The organism is Bacillus sp. RC51 (assembly GCF_044908115.1).
GTDB classification, from domain to species: domain Bacteria; phylum Bacillota; class Bacilli; order Bacillales; family Bacillaceae_G; genus Bacillus_A; species Bacillus_A mycoides.
In genome coordinates this window covers 219,974-236,714 of the sequence record NZ_JBIYCW010000005.1, presented here as the reverse complement: position 1 = coordinate 236,714, position 16,741 = coordinate 219,974, and the positions used below count along the sequence as shown (strand labels likewise).

General features: G+C 33.2%; 13 protein-coding genes and 1 pseudogene. 4 read left to right on the top strand and 10 right to left on the bottom strand.

Annotation, left to right across the window (positions count from 1 at the left end; genetic code table 11):
* Window positions 1-490: 490 nt before the first annotated feature.
* Complete coding sequence (locus ABH959_RS13405) at window positions 491-1,207, bottom strand: hypothetical protein (protein WP_113936026.1); 717 nt, start codon at window positions 1,205-1,207, stop codon at window positions 491-493.
* Window positions 1,208-1,656: 449 nt separating this feature from the next.
* Here ABH959_RS13405 and betA point away from each other — a divergent pair, with 449 nt between their 5' ends.
* On the top strand, window positions 1,657-2,286 hold the full coding sequence (betA, locus tag ABH959_RS13400; protein ID WP_404492701.1) for a collagen-like exosporium glycoprotein BetA: 630 nt from the start codon (window positions 1,657-1,659) through the stop codon (window positions 2,284-2,286).
* A 93-nt stretch (window positions 2,287-2,379) separates the two neighbouring features.
* Here betA and amyS read toward each other — a convergent pair whose 3' ends face one another.
* A complete protein-coding gene (gene amyS / locus ABH959_RS13395) occupies window positions 2,380-3,921 on the bottom strand; it encodes an alpha-amylase (RefSeq protein WP_404492700.1) in 1,542 nt (513 codons plus the stop codon).
* A 214-nt stretch (window positions 3,922-4,135) separates the two neighbouring features.
* Here amyS and ABH959_RS13390 point away from each other — a divergent pair, with 214 nt between their 5' ends.
* Window positions 4,136-4,927 carry an arylamine N-acetyltransferase family protein gene (locus tag ABH959_RS13390; RefSeq protein WP_113936028.1) on the top strand — a complete coding sequence of 264 codons (792 nt, stop codon included), beginning with the start codon at window positions 4,136-4,138 and terminating at the stop codon, window positions 4,925-4,927.
* A 118-nt stretch (window positions 4,928-5,045) separates the two neighbouring features.
* Window positions 5,046-6,833: an oligoendopeptidase F gene (pepF, locus tag ABH959_RS13385; RefSeq protein ID WP_404492699.1), complete on the top strand. Its 1,788-nt coding sequence runs from the start codon at window positions 5,046-5,048 to the stop codon at window positions 6,831-6,833.
* A 51-nt stretch (window positions 6,834-6,884) separates the two neighbouring features.
* Here the strand turns inward: pepF and ABH959_RS13380 are convergent, their stop codons facing one another.
* The 8 genes from ABH959_RS13380 to ABH959_RS13345 all read right to left on the bottom strand — a co-directional run bounded on the left by ABH959_RS13380 (window position 6,885) and on the right by ABH959_RS13345 (window position 16,223).
* The gene (locus ABH959_RS13380) at window positions 6,885-7,931 is read right to left on the bottom strand and encodes an agmatine deiminase family protein (RefSeq protein WP_404492698.1); all 1,047 of its coding nucleotides are present in this window, start codon (window positions 7,929-7,931) and stop codon (window positions 6,885-6,887) included.
* 96 nt (window positions 7,932-8,027) lie between these two features.
* Entirely contained in the window at window positions 8,028-9,770 is a 1,743-nt protein-coding gene (locus ABH959_RS13375; RefSeq protein ID WP_404492697.1) for an amidohydrolase, read from the bottom strand.
* 81 nt (window positions 9,771-9,851) lie between these two features.
* Window positions 9,852-10,673, bottom strand: coding sequence for a MerR family transcriptional regulator (locus ABH959_RS13370; RefSeq protein ID WP_060749143.1), 822 nt, complete (start codon window positions 10,671-10,673; stop codon window positions 9,852-9,854).
* Between the two features lie 44 nt (window positions 10,674-10,717).
* Window positions 10,718-11,695, bottom strand: coding sequence for an agmatine deiminase family protein (locus ABH959_RS13365; protein ID WP_113936106.1), 978 nt, complete (start codon window positions 11,693-11,695; stop codon window positions 10,718-10,720).
* A gap of 229 nt (window positions 11,696-11,924) precedes the next feature.
* Entirely contained in the window at window positions 11,925-12,857 is a 933-nt protein-coding gene (locus ABH959_RS13360) for a bestrophin family protein (protein WP_002142623.1), read from the bottom strand.
* Window positions 12,858-13,035: 178 nt separating this feature from the next.
* On the bottom strand, window positions 13,036-13,455 hold the full coding sequence (gene psiE / locus ABH959_RS13355; RefSeq protein ID WP_404492739.1) for a phosphate-starvation-inducible protein PsiE: 420 nt from the start codon (window positions 13,453-13,455) through the stop codon (window positions 13,036-13,038).
* A gap of 176 nt (window positions 13,456-13,631) precedes the next feature.
* Window positions 13,632-14,795: an agmatine deiminase family protein gene (locus tag ABH959_RS13350; RefSeq protein WP_404492696.1), complete on the bottom strand. Its 1,164-nt coding sequence runs from the start codon at window positions 14,793-14,795 to the stop codon at window positions 13,632-13,634.
* Between the two features lie 300 nt (window positions 14,796-15,095).
* Window positions 15,096-16,223, bottom strand: coding sequence for a serine hydrolase domain-containing protein (locus tag ABH959_RS13345; RefSeq protein ID WP_002128430.1), 1,128 nt, complete (start codon window positions 16,221-16,223; stop codon window positions 15,096-15,098).
* Between the two features lie 261 nt (window positions 16,224-16,484).
* Here ABH959_RS13345 and ABH959_RS13340 point away from each other — a divergent pair.
* A pseudogene (locus ABH959_RS13340) lies at window positions 16,485-16,712 on the top strand (hypothetical protein).
* Window positions 16,713-16,741 lie beyond the last annotated feature (29 nt).

Here is a 16,741-nt window from a genome sequence, read left to right as displayed (position 1 = left end):
TGATTGATTTCTATCATCAATGAAGATACCTACTCATTAGATTCCAATGAATTCTACATTATTCAATCACCATTTTTATACATTAAAAACATATACAAAAAAGCTGCGGGGATACCGCAGCTTTTACATTTACAAGGCAAGTGTAATAACATATGAGGAAATAAGCCATAAAAAAACAGATGGCAACCCCCTTATTACACGCTTTATAAAGTATTGTAGGTATCTTCATAGGTTTCGAAATAAATCCATGACAAAATTAGGGGTATGATGTACATAAAAATCCCCTGGTCTTATCCGATTTATTTCATTAAATTTTTCCTATTTAGTACCTACCGCACTCACAAAAAGCACCTCTCATTAATTTATATTTTATGTTCATTGAAATCTAATTTATTGAAATCATCATACTATATGTTTTGCAAGAAGTAAAGGTGTCAGACTATTGCCTTTCACACCTGAGGAAGGACAATTTTTTCGGATAATGCTTTTTTCACTTTGTAGACTGTAAAACTTTCATATAATCAACCTTTTTCTCAAGGGTCTTTTTCGCATCTTCAGCCGTTACTATATAATCTACAGCAATATTTTGTAATACATCTTTATTAGTATTTGGCAACTGAATCGTTATATCATCCACACTACCCTTACTATCTTCAATCGTTTTATTAAATTCCTGAATACTTCTTGCAACCTCCGCTAATGTCTCCATATGTACAGAATTATTTACATCTAAAACAGTATTACTTTTAAAAACTGCCGTATAATACTGGCGTAAATTTTTCTTCGTTATTTTTTTCTCAGCATTCTTATCGGAAACATTATCCCCAGTCTGCATTTGATCGAAAATAAGTATAGTGTTATTCCCTTTCTCTCCATAATATGTATTAAATTCCCCTTGTAAATCATATGTTTTCTTTTTCATTTTATAATTGTCATTATTTACTTCTGGAGAGATTTGTCCATCAAAATAAAGTTGAAATTGCAAATGCGGTTCATCGACTTGCTGCACAGAAGCTATCCGCCCCTTTGGACCAAGGAAATCCTTTCCGTTATCCAGTGTTTCAACTCCGTTTAATTTAACAGACATACCATATTCCGCTTTTGTATAATTTTGTGCTTTTTGTTCAATTTCTTCATCCGATATATCACATGATGTTAATAGTAATAAACTAAAAACTATGCTATATTTCATTTTTATTTTCTTCATATCGCCTCTCCTTTTGCTACTACTTCCTATACAGAAATACCCTTAAAAATTTTAAATTACGATTTATATAAAGAACTTCCTCTAATAACCGCTACATCAAATTGTCTTCACTGACTTGAATAATAAAAACTCATCATCTTGCTTTAGAAAAAACTAATAACCACAAGTGTAAAAACACCCATTTGTTATCACTTTACACTTATAGTGTATTTTTACACTATAATCATTTTATCGTAAAGCAAATATAACATCTATTAAAATCACGTTAAAAACATACTAATATTTAGTTCTATAGCAATCACAGTACGGTTTTTATCGTATCCAATTTTAAAGTAGCAACTTTAATTTCGTTGTAGAATAATTAAATAAGCGCCTCCGCTATTGCGAATGTCATTTACTTACCCTAATACATTTAATAATTATGACAAGCAATCATAGGAGGTTACTATATGAGCGAAGAATATATTATTTTACATGGACCTGCTCTTGAACCACATTTAATTGGCCCCACACTCCCACCAATTCCACCATTTACATTCCCAACCGGACCTACTGGAATCACAGGACCTACCGGTGCGACAGATTTTACTGGAATTGGAATAACTGGTCCTACTGGTGTTACAGGAATTACTGGAATCGGAATAACCGGTCCCACTGGAGCGACCGGTTTAGGAATTCTCCCGGTATTTGGAACAATAACTTCTGAAGTAGGTATCGGTTTTTCAGCAGTAGTTAATACAAATGTTAATTTGACAATTCCAGGACCTGTTAGTGGAACTACTCTAACCCCAGTAGACAACTCCATTACAATTGATACCACTGGTGTGTACTCTGTATCTTTTTCAATTGTATTTGTGATACAAGCTATTTCGTCTAGTATATTAAACCTTACAATAAATGATTCCATTCAATTCGCCATTGAAACACGAGTTGGTGGTGGTTCTGGGGTAAGAACTACATCCGCTAGAACTGATCTATTACCTTTAAACCAAGGAGATGTCCTTCGAGTACGAATAAGAGAAGCCACGGGTGACATTATTTATTCCAATGCATCTCTTGTTGTTTCAAAAGTCGACTAGTTCATTTATTAAAATAAAGATTTAGGAATGATAACAATATAAAAAGAAGAGTAAGACTTATATTTCAGTCTACCTCTTCTTTTCATCACCAATTTACTGCTGAACATATATGGAAACCGAGCCTCCATTTACATGGAACTGCCCCCATCCATCTTTATTAATTGTTACAGTATTTGTTTGATTACCCGTAATATCGTACCATACTTCCCCAGCGTTATTCTTTCCAACATCCATCCACTTTGATCCTCCTGGTCCGTCTGAGAGTAATGTCGCTAAACCAGAATTAGCATGTACACCATCACCTTCTCTTGTCCAGCCAATCACATCTGGATGGTCTAAATAATCACGCTGCGTACCATATGCAAAGTTTTTTCGTGCCGTCAAAATCGGATCAATTTTATCTTTTAACGCTGGAATTTCATAACTACTATTTCCGTTCGTCCCATAGTAATCACCATAGAAAACTGAAGGATAGCCCTCTGCACGAGTTAAAATAAATGCATATGCCAACGGTTTAAACCACGGACTTACTACAGATTCCAATGACTGCCCAGGCTGAGAATCATGATTCTCAACGAGAGTAACTGCGAGTGCAGGGTGATTTTGCATTACTGTTCCATTTAAAATATTTCTCATATCATAATTCCCATTTCCTTTTGAAGCATAATGAAAGTTGTAATGAAGCGGTGCATCAAATACAGATTGATTATAATTGACCTTCGCTAAATAATTATTTAAAGTCTGGATATCATTTTGCCAATATTCAGCTACTGTAAACATTTCTTTCCCGGTTTGTTTTCTGACATGATTTACCCAATCGCGTAAATATTCATGATCAATATGTTTAACAGCATCTAAACGAAAGCCATCTAAATTTAATTCATTCGCATACCACGTCCCCCAATTTTTCATCTCATTCGCAACATCTGGATGATCAAAATCAAGATCTGCATACATTAAATAATCATAATTTCCATTCTCGCTAGACACTTCCCAGTCCCACGCTTTACCTATACCCCTAAATTTATAAATTCGGTTTAATTTTCTTCCTTCATCCCAATCCGTTCCGTCAAAATGATACCATTTCCATTTAAAATTAGAATAAGTATCTCCGCGCCCAGGAAAGTTAAACCCCGTCCATGCATTAATTTCATAATCACCTGACACCTCAATATTTCGATTGTTACGGTCTACCTCAACAGCTGTTACAGTTTCAGTATAATCTGCTCCACCTTTATGATTCATAACTACATCACCGTATACATCGATGTTTTGCTTATGTAAAGCTTCAATTGCAGATTTCAATTGTGCTTTCGTCCCATATTTTGTTCGTACCGTTTCTTTTTGATTGAATTCCCCTAAGTCATATAAATCATATGCTCCATATCCTACGTCATTTTGCGTAGTTCCTTTATATGCAGGCGGTATCCAGACAGATGTAATTCCTTTCTGAGCTAAATTTTCAGCATCTGAATGCAAGCGGTTCCAATGATTCCCATCATTCGGAGCATACCACTCAAAATACTGCATTAACGTTCCATTGTTAACCGTATCTGCATACGCTTTACTCCCCCCATATATACTAGGTAAAAACAAAACAACCGACAAGCCGACTACTGTTATTCTTTTCATCATATTTACACCATCCCCTTCAAGAAAACGTTTGCATAATTTATTAAAATTATTATAATATTCGTTCTACAGTTAGTAAAGTAGTAATCTTTTAATCTCTCACATTATTTTTCATGTAACTTCACATATTCCACAAGTACCCCCACATAGTTTAAATTTCACATCTTATTCAAGATTGTTTACAATTTACCTATAAAATCATAACGGAGGGATTTTCATGACAAACTTTCAAAAACAATTTTTCGCACGATTAAATATAGAAGAAAAAGAAACAGTTTCATTTGAAGATTTACCTAACATTATGTACGCAATGTCACAATCTGTCCCTTTTGAAAACTTAAATATTCTCGAAAACAACTTTAAAGAAATATCAAAAGAAAATCTAAAAGAAAAAATTTTAATAAACAACCGTGGCGGCCTTTGTTATGAATTGAATCCGGCTATGTATTACTTCCTTAAAGACTCTAAATTCGATGTCCATCTCGTTTCAGGAACAGTTTATAACGCTGCAAATTCTATATGGGCTGTAGATTCAGGGCATATCGCAACTGTTTTACAACATCATAATGAACTTTACTTAATTGAAGTAGGTTTCGGATCATATTTACCCCTTTCCCCTGTTCCTTTCTCAGGTGAGATCGTTCATTCTGTAACAGGCGACTATCGTATTCGTAAAGAAACGACTGAAAAAGGTAATTATATTTTAGAAATGCGTAAAAGCAATGAGTTTCTAGATCAATCTTCTACTGATGATTGGACAGTAGGTTATGCATTTTACTTGGAAGAAGTGGATGAACCGAAAGTAAATGCAGCACAAAAAATTATTGTTGAACATGAAGGTTCACCATTTAACAAAGTACCTCTTGTTGTAAAACTTACTCATGACGGGCACGCATCATTAACAAAAGATAGCCTTACAGTAACGAAAAATAGAAATAAAACAAAAGAAACAATTACAAAAGAGCAATATACAAACCTCCTTCATTCAACGTTCGGCATTACATTATAACTTTTAAAGCCTCGCCATTTCCGGCAAGGCTTTTTATTTTCCAGCAGGGATTTTTTGCAATTTGTTGTATTTCATAGTTATATAGGAATATAACTACATATTTAGAAAGGAAATGATTATGACAGAACTTAAAGATCGACTACAAGTAGCTGATAAAGAAAAATGGGATTTAACGGATATTTATCATACAATTGAAGATTGGGAAAGCGATTTTCATAAAATTGAAGTATTAACGAATGAATTACACAAGTTTAATGGAAATATTCACGACGGCAATAGTTTATTAGCTTATTTAACAAAGAGTGAAGAAATATCTAGCATAATATCTTTAATGTTCGCTTATGCACGATTACAATCTGATCTTGATACACGCGATACTGACGCTCAATCCCTTGTCGATAAAGTATCACAATTACACGTGAAAGTAAGTGCGGCTAAATCTTTCTTTTCCCCATTCTTACTTAGTGTAGATGAAAACACATTACATTCTTACATAGAAGAAACAGAAGGCTTACACTATTATAAAGAAGACTTATTTGAGTTATACCGTTATAAAAAACACGTTTTGAATAAAGACCAAGAAGAGATTTTATCACAAATGGGTGAAGCACTCTCCTCCCCGCAGCATACATTTGGCATGTTAAATAATGCAGATATAATTTTTGGTGAAGTGACTACTGATGATGGAGAAAAAGTAAACTTAACACGTGGAATGTATTCAAAGCTAATAGAAGATGAGAATCGTGAGAAACGTGAAGAAGCCTATAAAGCTTATTACAAACCATACGTTCAATTAAAGAATTCTATCGCTTCTACTTTGTCCGCAGCTATTAAAAATAATGTTACTGTCTCAAAGCTACGAAAATATCCATCAGCTTTAGAAAAATCATTATTTGGCGACATGGTTCCGGAAGAAGTATATAAAAATTTAATCGATACGACGAAAAAAAACATTCAATCATTACATACGTATAATGAACTTAGAAAAGAAAAATTAAATGTAGATGAACTAAGACAATACGACTTGAGTGTTGATTTAGTAAAAGGTGTAAAACAAGACATTCCATACGACGAAGCGTTTGATATAATGATCGCGTCACTAGCTCCTTTAGGTGAAGAATATATCGAAACATTAAAAAACTTTAAAAATAAACGCTATATAGACGTGAGAGAAACACCAGGAAAACGTTCTGGTGCTTATAATTTTGGTGTATACGGTGTTCATCCTTTCATTCTTTTAAATCATCATGATGATTTAAATAGCCTTTTCACCCTTACTCATGAATGCGGACACGGTATGCATACGCATTACTCACACGGATACCAACCAAGAATTTCTGCACACTATTCCATTTTCGTAGCGGAAGTCGCTTCTACCGTAAATGAAGTGTTATTAATTCATTATTTATTAAAAGAAGCAAAAGAAACGAACGTACGTAATCATTTAATTAACTACTTTATCGATAGCTTTAAAGGTACTTTCTTTACACAAATCATGTTTGCAGAATTTGAAAAAATCACACATGAAATGGCCGAGCAAGGTAAACCACTAAACGCCCAAGTCTTTAGCGAAATTTATGAAAAGTTATTTAGAGAATATAACGGTGATTCACTTGTATTTGACGAAGAAGTAAAATATGGCTGGTCTAGAATCCCTCATTTCTACCGTCCATTTTACGTATACAAATACGCAACGGGCTTCGCTTCTGCCATTCAAATCGCCGATAAATTATTAAGCGGCGATCCAAATGCTCAGAAAAACTATATTGAATTCCTTAAAGGCGGTAGTTCAGACTATCCATTAAATCTACTGAAAAAAGCTGGCGTTGATTTAACTACGCCAGAACCGATTGAAAGTGCATTAAATCGATTCACCCAACTTGTTGAAGAGTTTTCAGCATTATAGAAAAAAGCATGCAGATTATAGAATCTGCATGCTTTTTTCATTTCGGTTACTTTATACTAAGTGTTGCTGCGTCACACAATGAATCATACCACCATACGCATACAGTTCATTTACATAAACACCGACAATTCTTCTTCCTGGAAACTGCCCTTCAATGATTTGAAGCCCTAACTTGTCATGTTCATCACCATATATAGGAACTAATACAACTTCATTTCCAATATAAAAGTTCAAATACGAGCCCTTACAGTCTGCCTCTTTTACCACTTTTCTTGTTACAGGTACTGGGATGAGCTGAAATGGATTTCCATCTATATTTCTCGCTTGTCGCAATTCTTGATAATGCTTTTCCTGTGCCTCCAAAAGGTAGGATTCACTCTCCCCAAAAGGATCATATTCATAAAGAATCGTATTTTCATTTACAAAACGTGCTGCCCCATCAATATGGTAATCCGTATCTTCATCATAATTATCCTCACCGCGAATGCCCGTTATCCATATAAAATTCGTGACCCCCAAATGCTTCGTTAACTCTATTTCAATCTCTTCCTGACTTAGTGTAGGGTTTCGATTTTCATTTATAATAGAAGTTTTTGCCGCCATTAAGGTTCCATTTCCGTTTATCTCTATTCCTCCACCTTCTAGACAGACACTAGAATTAACTTTTGGAATGTTATACATTTCACTTATTTCCGCCGGAATACCCGCATCATTTTCATACGGATATTTCTCACCCCACCCATTAAATACCCAGTGTGTTAAGCAGAGCTTGCCTTCCTTATCTTTTACAAAGATCGGTCCGTTATCTCTTATCCATACATCATCCGTCTCTTGAACTAAGAAATCAATTTTATCCATATCCACTTTCGCTTCCATTAACTTCGATTGGACATGTACTTTTTCTTCTTCATCATATACAACAATATGCACAATTTCTCCGTAATGAAGCTCCTTTGCCATCGTTACCCAAATATCATCTAACTTAGCTCTGTAACCTTCACCTCTATGAGCTTTATCATGAGGCCATTGGAGCCATGTCCCCTCATGCTTTTCCCACTCAGCTGGCATATAAAACAAACTATTTTCCATATTTCTCATACATGTTCACCCCTTCTTCGAATGTAAATTCAGTCTAAACTTTGACATCGTGTTAAGGTCAACAGAAATATATTAACTACTTCATAAACTGATTCTTTATTTTCCCTTGTGATACACTACTTCTCCTTGTAAAACCGTCACTAAAACTTTCGCATTCGGAATCTTATCGACACTCATTTTAGTGATATCTTCATTTAGTAATACCATATCGGCTGATTTACCTACTTCAATTGAACCAGTAATATTATCAAGGCCTAATGCTTTGGCGGGCTTAATCGTATAAGCATCAATAGCTGCATATATATCAGATAAGCCTTTCTCTTCAATACTTAATGCATTCGAAATTGTCACAAGTGGATTTAGTTCATTTACGTCCCAATCACTACTAAGCGATACATTTGCTCCTGTTTTCCAAATTCGCCCTAACGGCATAATTCGTTTCATCTGTTGATCTGTAAAATACGTACTTGCCCAGCTTTGTTTAGGATCTTCCGCAAAATCATGGCCTACTTGAAAATCAGCGCTAATACCTAACTTAGCAAAACGATTTATATCACTATCTTCTACCATCTCAACATGTGTGAGCGTATAAGGCTGATTTGCACCTTCTTTTTTCGCTGCTTCAATTGCATTTAAACTCTCTCTTACCCCGCCATCCCCAATCGTATGAATGAGTGCACCGTAACCAAGTTTATTAAGTTCCGTTAACCACCATTTCATTTTTTCTTCTGGAATATAGTTCAAGCCATACGGTGTTCCCTTAAACCACTCAAATTTATATTTTTCTAGTATTTTAGCTGTGCTGTTAATGCTAATTCCATCACTATACATTTTCACTTGATTAATAAGCATTCGAGATGATACATCATCACGCTTAATTTTTTTGAAATACTCCATTTGTTCTGCTTCATTTAAGTTCGGATATACCCACGGACGAAGTACTACTCGCGATGTTAACTTTTTCTCATCATTTACTTTATTCCAAACATCTAACCAGCCTCGTTTCCAATAGAGACGTCCATCGCCGACTGTAGTAATTCCATTCTTCGCAACCTCATCTAAACCGTCTAACAAACCTTCATAATTTTTTTCAAAGAGATTGGGCTGAGAATTCCATGCTTTTTCCATCACGATATCCCCAGCTGTATCATACAGAATTCCAAAAGGTTCTCCTGTCTCTGGATCCCGAATGATTCTTCCGCCTTGCGGATCTTTCGTCTCTTTATTTATTCCTGCTGATTCCAATGCCTTTGAGTTAACCCATACAGAATGAGAAGTTCTTTCCATAATTAATACCGGGTTATTAGGAAATAGCTCATCAAGAACTTGTAATGGGGTTTGATGTTCTGATTTTTCATCCATATCTTTTAACAGCTCTTCCAAACTGAACCCTGTTCCACTTATCCATTCCCCTGTCTTTATATCTTTTTTACAAGCTTTTAAATACGATCGTTGTTCTTGCAGCGCAGCATCTGGTGAGACACTACAATTCCCTGCTGCTGGTGATTTCGCCTCAAATATATGATTGTGATTGTCCACAAAACCAGGAAGAATAAAACGTCCTTGTAAATCCACCACTTTCGTATCTTCATTTATAAATCCTTCTACATCTTTGTTTGAACCAACAAATGTAATTTTCCCTTCTTTAACGGCTACAGCCTCTACAATGTCTTGCTTGTCATTTGAAGTATAGATTGTACCATTTTTAAACACTACATTTTTTGGCAACTGATTTGGTAGAACGAAGCTACCATTCTCACCTTCTCCTACTCCAGGAGTACACGCTGAAACCCATGTCATACTTAGAATCAGACAAATAATCATGATTGTTCTTTTCATATTCTTTCTCCTTTTTATTATGATGAATTACTTACATAAATAGAATAAGGATTGACATAATGTTAATGTCAATCCTTATTCTCATTCTATTTTCGTAACTAAAAAACAAATTTGTGTGACATACTCTTCTACTAAACAATCACATTCAGATCCCTTTATGTAGACCTCATATGGTGAACCATCTATTACATATCCATTTCTTTCAATCCATTTTTCTAACGCAATATAGGCGTAGCCTATATAGTCATAACTTCCATAATGCATAGTAGTAACGATTTGATGTGGATTTAATTTTTTTATTTCATATTCTTGTACTACATCTTTATTGTTCCCATGCATGACCGGAATCCTTAATTCAACATCACTTTCATTTGGAATATACTCTTCATCATAAAAGACCGTAGAGGGCGAACCGACCATTTGTAAGTTATGCTTTTGTACTTTTTCATATAAGTCATAAAAATAATCATCCATATCATCTATATTTATTTGCAGTCTTTGAGCAATTACTGTTATTTCATTTCTCATTCCAATAAATATATCGTAATTTCTATGACAAGCAGTATTTAAAGCATGATTCATATTTACCATTTCATTCATTTCTGAAATAACCTGTAAATTTTGTTTCACCTCATGAGACAACTCTATAATTTGCGATTGCATATGTTTAATAAATGAATCTTGATCTGATGATTGAAGAATTATTTTAATTTTCGGTAAAGGGAACTTGTACTCCCTTAGCTTTTTAATTTTCAACGCTATTTCAAGCTGCCCTTGCTCATAATATCTATATCCATTTACTGGATTCACATATGCTGGTTTCAATATTTCCTCTTTATCATAATGCCTTAACATTCGTGTACTCATTTTACAAATCCGTGAAAATTCAGTAATTGTATACATATAAATACCCCTTGAATACATTTTCTTATATATAAGCTTATTTATTAAAACCAATCAAATATTTTTCTGATTGAAGAACCTTCATTCTGATCGTTCAGCCTTTTCATTTTTGAAGGTAACAAATGACTAGGACAATACCACGTTAAACAATTCATCGCGCCTCCCATTGTCGATATTTCTCCTACATGACTTTGAATAACTTGTTTCTCAGTATGCTGTTGAATATATCGTAAAACTTCCTCATCTTTAGCTAATCCAAACTTAGGAACGTAAAGCGTATCACATGTTTCTAACATATTTATATATAAACCTTTTGCTGACGCTATCTCTTCATCGTATTGCCCCTTCTCTGTATATGACGAAGGAACAACTATAAATTCAGCCTCTGGCATTTGCTCTTGAATAATCTCTTGAACCTTATATCTAAATTCATGATCCCCTAAAAAATCACTAATAAACATTGTATGTTCATCAATAAATTTAACCATCCCGTCTGCGTGTGCAAGTACATCTCCCTCTTCAGCAGGAATAATAATAACCCGACTCACATCTAAATCCCATTCCAGTTGCTCTATAATTTCTTCTTCCGTCCAATCATAATTATCATCAAATATGCGTTCCGTTAATATAACGGTATCTTTTTTATTCCAAATAAGATTTCCACCGTCTAATATCAATGGAGATGTCACATATTCAAAGTCGTTTTTTTTCAACCATTTATTAAATTGTTGATCTAAATATCGCCCTTGATCTTTCGGTAAATAATTCGGTTGATATTTGAATTTGACTAGATGATTTGTTACAACTGGTGCAACATCTCTTAGCCAAATATCATCATACTCAAAAAAGTTTGTATGAAAGTCTTGCTCTTCAACAGATAAAGATATAAGTTGATCGGTAAATGCTTTATTTGCATTTAAATATTCATTAAAATAAATAATGTCTTCATAAAATGGTCGATAATATTCATTCGATTCATCTGGTATTGCAGTAAAAATAATGCCACTATGTTTTTGTTCCATATTACTTACCTCGCTTTTTAATAATGATTGAATAACTGTTTTCAATAAGCTAACTATTCCCCAATTCATTTCTCTTTTCATTACAATTTTTGAAACGTGCACATTTCATGAATGGATTATAGCACGGAGAAATATTATATATTTATATAAAAAATATAAAGACGTCGTTAAGCCGTAAACTGACTCTTGACAAGATTTTTAAATTTTAATCGTCGTACACAATGAAGGATTAGATGACTTTTTTATCAAGATTCAAATCCATTACTTCTAATAGAGCGTTTTGATTATATAAATTCACTAAATGCGTTTCTACCCCAATGCAAATCCCTTCTAGCGGAAGATCGTTTGGATCTTGACCAAATGGATCCTCAATTTCAACTCCTATTGCTTCAATCCCTATAAATGCAAAACTTATAAACGTAGTTGCAAGTACTGTAAACCATCCAAGACTATCAACAAGACCAATCGATAAAGTCCCGCAAAATATGAGCAGTAAAATTTTAATATGAGCAAAATATGCAAAAGGAATAGGCGTTGTTTTGATCCGATCACATCCACCCACAGCCGTAAGCAGAGTATTCAAATCAGCTTCCATATTAATTATTGCATTTGGGTGAATTTGACCCGTTTTCAAACCTTTTGATAGTATAGTTTTTAACATAAAAACTATACTAATCGGTAAATGAATAGACTCAGCCAACATTTCTTTTTCCTTCTCAGAACAAATATCAAACAATGCTTTTATTTCGGATAAATCTTTTTCGTCTCTCAAATGTCCTTTCGCTATCTTTGGAAAAGCAATTAACAAATGTAAAAATTTTAATTTTTCCTGATCCGTCTTTTTCCCTTCAGACTCCCAATAACATAAAAAACTAACTGCCAAATTTCTAGTACAAGCACCAACCGTTCCAAATAACTTTCTACCTTCCCAATACCTATCATAGGCAGTATTAGTACGAAAAACTAACAGTAGACCTAAAGCTCCTCCAACAATTACCCAAGGAGTTTGATTAATTTTTATTTCTACATAATAATAATTAATCACAGTTACTATCGTTGAAATACATATATATAATAAAATTTGCGGGAAAATATCTCTTACAACCGTTCCTTTTAATGTAAATATTTGATGTAAACTATTTTGATTATTGTAATGAACCATACTTACAAAAACCTCTTTCCTTATTAACCTTTTATTCTTTTAAATTATGAAAGTATACAATTAAATAGCAGAATCATAAACCCTATTATTATAAAACTGGTTAAGATTATTTCTTTCAATACTGTTACTCCTTTTTACCAAAAGATAAAACATCTTTTTTGATTTAAACAACAAACGTTCACTCTTCTAAATCACGACGCATTATTTTAGAATTTGCAATGAATAAAGCACTAATTAATACAAGAATCGCGCAAGCATATATCAATGAATCCATTGAACTATCATGGTCTATAATAATTAGACGAACAATAGCAGTTATACCTATATATATAAAATAACGTAATGGAAAATGAAAATTCATTTGAAAGTACTTTATAATCATTACGATGAATTCAAAATATAAAAAGAATACGACAATGCTATCAATTAAATGATAACTAGATTCCTCACTATTTAATTTAAGTTCTTGTATAAATTGAATGACTTCTTTCATAAGAAACACACTTAAAACAATTCCCAAACAGATCAAAGCTACATTTATAATGTACTGTAGAACGATAGGGAAAAACGAAAATACTCTTTTTAAATTCTTTAACACAAACATTTTTCTCCTTTTCCATATAAAACAATAATGACAATATACTTTTATCTAATTATCGTTACATTAAAATTATACATTCCCATCTTGTTACAGATGTTAAAACAAGACAAAATAAGTAAAGTTAGCATTTCACCTATTTTGTCTATAAAGCAACATAACGAAACTATAATCGATTACTTCAATTGAATCGGTTGTTGCTGTGTCACACAATGGATCATTCCGCCATTTTTATAAAGCTCTCTCACATCAATTCCCACTACTTTACGATCCGGGTATAATTTCTGAATCGTATCGTTTGCGATTTTGTCATTTGGATCATTATAGTTAGGCACCAATATAACTGTATTCCCAACATAATAATTGATATACGACCCCTTATAATCTAGAGTTTTTCCACCTTCTAAAGTAACTTTATCTTTACTAAGCGGTAAGTATTCGTACTTATATTTCTGTCCTGAAGCATTTTTTGCATCTAACAATTTATCCATATCTTTGTTTGACAAGCCCCATTCAGCCAAGTCATCTTCTGCCATCGTTACGATTGTAGATTTATCATGGAATTTAGCAAATCCATCAATATGAAAATCAGTAATATCTAAATTAGGCACTCCATCTAACCAAATAAAGTTTGTCACCCCAAGGTCACTTATATATTTTTCAATTTCCGCTTCTGATAAATCAGGATTTCTATTTTTATTCGTTACTGCGCTTCGAGTTAATAAAGCAGTCCCATTGCTGTCTAATTCAATTGCGCCACCTTCAAGGACAAATTTCCCCCAATCAATTCTTTCAATCCCTAATTGTTTACTAACATCCTCACGTATACGGGCATCATTTTTATATGGAGTTTTCTTTCCCCAACCATTAAATGCTGGATCTAATATTTTCAGATTTTTATTATTGTCATAAACAAAAATCGGTCCACTATCTCTTGCCCACACATCATCAGTAGGAGCGATAAAGAAATCAACTTTATCCATATTCAGCCCTTTATCTATTAAAAGCTTATTGATTCGCTCTTTCTCTTCCTCATCATATGCAACAATGTGGACTTTTTCACCCTCAGTTAAAGCACTTGCCATCTTAATCCAAATAGGTTCAACTTCTTGTTTATACTCTTGACCATATGTGTATTCATGAGGCCATTGTAGCCATGTACCTTCATGTTTATCTTTTTCATCCGGCATCGTATATTTTCCAGCGTTTTTCTGTACCTCTACTTTTTTATCCTCTTTCTCTTTCCCTTTGGCATTTTCATTATTCCCTTCAAAAGAACATCCACTAATAATCGTTGTAGATAATGTAGCTATTAAACAAAACTTTACTATTTTTTTCATTTTTCAACCTCCTGTTCATGTCTACAATACTGTAAGGCTTAACATAGTGTGAAGCTCAAGCTTTTTCATCAATGTAAAAATTACCAATTATTCTTCCGCATGATAATCACATAATTTCAATACAAATAGATGACATTCACAAAGTATATTCCCTATATTTAACATTAATATCATTTGACTTCCTTCATAAATTTATTCTAGTACTAATCCACTCTCATACCTGCTTGTTCACTAAATAAAACATTATTAAATAAAAAAATCGGTATTGATAATTACATATCAATACCGATTTTTAAATAATTATTTTCCTTCTATTAAATCATTCGCTAATTTCCTAAACTCTTGATTAAATGTATCATTCATACCATTTTGTACGTTAGAGAATAATATTACAAACGTTCTTTTATCCCAGTTAAAATTATTAAAAGTGTTCCAGCCAGCTAATACACCATGGTTATGATAATAATCTGGGTAAATATAGAAGCTAAATCCATATTTTCTCGCAGGTGATACTGTAAACATATCTGATAAGCTTTGTTTAGAAATCAGCTTTCCATCCATAATAGCCTCATCTAATCTTTTCATATCTTCAACGGTCGTATACATTTCACCACAACCATACAGCCAGTTCATTTTTAAGCGGGGTGTAGCTATTAACTCATTATCTTTTTTCGTGTAACCTTCTGCTAAGAAAATATCTTCAGGGAGAGTTGCACCCATACCAGATTCATTCATTTCAACAGGAGTAAAAATGTTTTCTTTCACATATTCAGCAAGCGGTTTATTCGATATCTTTTCTACAATATACGCAAGTACCATATAATTATAATCTGTATATTTCCATCCTGTCCCTGCAGGAAATTGCAACTTTTGCGCTCCAATCCACGTTACTAACTTTAAACGTGATGCCGCATCAACACTACCTTGTCCCTGATCTGGTAACCCGGACGTATGTGTTAACAAATTTCGTAACGTAATGTTTTTATCTGCTGGAAACGATGGAATATACTTATTTACATTGTCTTCAATATTCAATTTCCCTTTTTCTCTTAGTTGTAATATAGATATTGCAACTACTGTTTTCGTTATGGAACCGATGCGATATTTTGTTCTTGGCGTTGTTAAAACTTTATCTTTTACATTCGCATACCCGTAGCCTTTTCGTAAAACCACATTATTTTTATCCGTTACGAGAACCGTCCCGTTAAATCCTTTATCTTTTAAATATTGATCGAGTTTCGTTGCTGCAATATCATAACGTTTTTGCTGATTCGCATCAACTTTCGGTTGAACATTTCCAACTTTATCCTCAAAATTTGAAAATGCCTTCAAACTGTATTTCTTTTCTTTATTTGCATGTATGAGTGCAGCGACACTCCCACAAAAAATAGCAAAAACAAAGAAAGCGATTAACCATTTCTTAAACATATGGGAACCCTCTTTTATCTAGTTTCACTTTATACTTTTCCATTCTATTCTATATCTTTTAGTTTTTAAATATCTTATAATCTATCTACTCTATTATTCCTCATAGTAAACTAGATTCCTTTTTCTAACGTTCAAATTTTAACTACTCTCTATTGTAGTTCTTTTTTACAAAATTTCCACCTTACAATCGGATACATCCAACTTTAATTTTAATTTTTTATGTAACATTCGTTACACATTAACAAGAATGGAGGCGTTAATTTGAAAAAGACCGATAAGCGCAATCGTTTAGATGATATGATGTTTCATTATCGAGTAACAAAAAATAATATAGTTTTAATTGAATATTAAGGAAAAAAGATTATAATTTTAAAAGGAAATGATGCTTAAAAATTTTTAAACAAAATAAATCGGGCAAGTAACGAAAAAGAAAAACAGCTTATTATGGCTAAAATTACAGGTAATTTCAAAAGAGGAAATGAGCGTTAATGAAAACGAATCTCATTTCTAAATTGATT

What these genes read in the sequence shown, in the direction of transcription:
- amyS (WP_404492700.1), bottom strand. Translation starts at nt 3,921, where the DNA reads ATGATGAAAAGAATAACAGTAGTCGGCTTGTCGGTTGTTTTGTTTTTA.
- ABH959_RS13390 (WP_113936028.1), top strand. Translation starts at nt 4,136, where the DNA reads ATGACAAACTTTCAAAAACAATTTTTCGCACGATTAAATATAGAAGAA.
- ABH959_RS13360 (WP_002142623.1), bottom strand. Translation starts at nt 12,857, where the DNA reads ATGGTTCATTACAATAATCAAAATAGTTTACATCAAATATTTACATTA.
- ABH959_RS13365 (WP_113936106.1), bottom strand. Translation starts at nt 11,695, where the DNA reads ATGGAACAAAAACATAGTGGCATTATTTTTACTGCAATACCAGATGAA.
- ABH959_RS13405 (WP_113936026.1), bottom strand. Translation starts at nt 1,207, where the DNA reads ATGAAGAAAATAAAAATGAAATATAGCATAGTTTTTAGTTTATTACTA.
- ABH959_RS13380 (WP_404492698.1), bottom strand. Translation starts at nt 7,931, where the DNA reads ATGAGAAATATGGAAAATAGTTTGTTTTATATGCCAGCTGAGTGGGAA.
- pepF (WP_404492699.1), top strand. Translation starts at nt 5,046, where the DNA reads ATGACAGAACTTAAAGATCGACTACAAGTAGCTGATAAAGAAAAATGG.
- ABH959_RS13345 (WP_002128430.1), bottom strand. Translation starts at nt 16,223, where the DNA reads ATGTTTAAGAAATGGTTAATCGCTTTCTTTGTTTTTGCTATTTTTTGT.
- betA (WP_404492701.1), top strand. Translation starts at nt 1,657, where the DNA reads ATGAGCGAAGAATATATTATTTTACATGGACCTGCTCTTGAACCACAT.
- ABH959_RS13370 (WP_060749143.1), bottom strand. Translation starts at nt 10,673, where the DNA reads ATGTATACAATTACTGAATTTTCACGGATTTGTAAAATGAGTACACGA.
- ABH959_RS13350 (WP_404492696.1), bottom strand. Translation starts at nt 14,795, where the DNA reads ATGAAAAAAATAGTAAAGTTTTGTTTAATAGCTACATTATCTACAACG.
- ABH959_RS13375 (WP_404492697.1), bottom strand. Translation starts at nt 9,770, where the DNA reads ATGAAAAGAACAATCATGATTATTTGTCTGATTCTAAGTATGACATGG.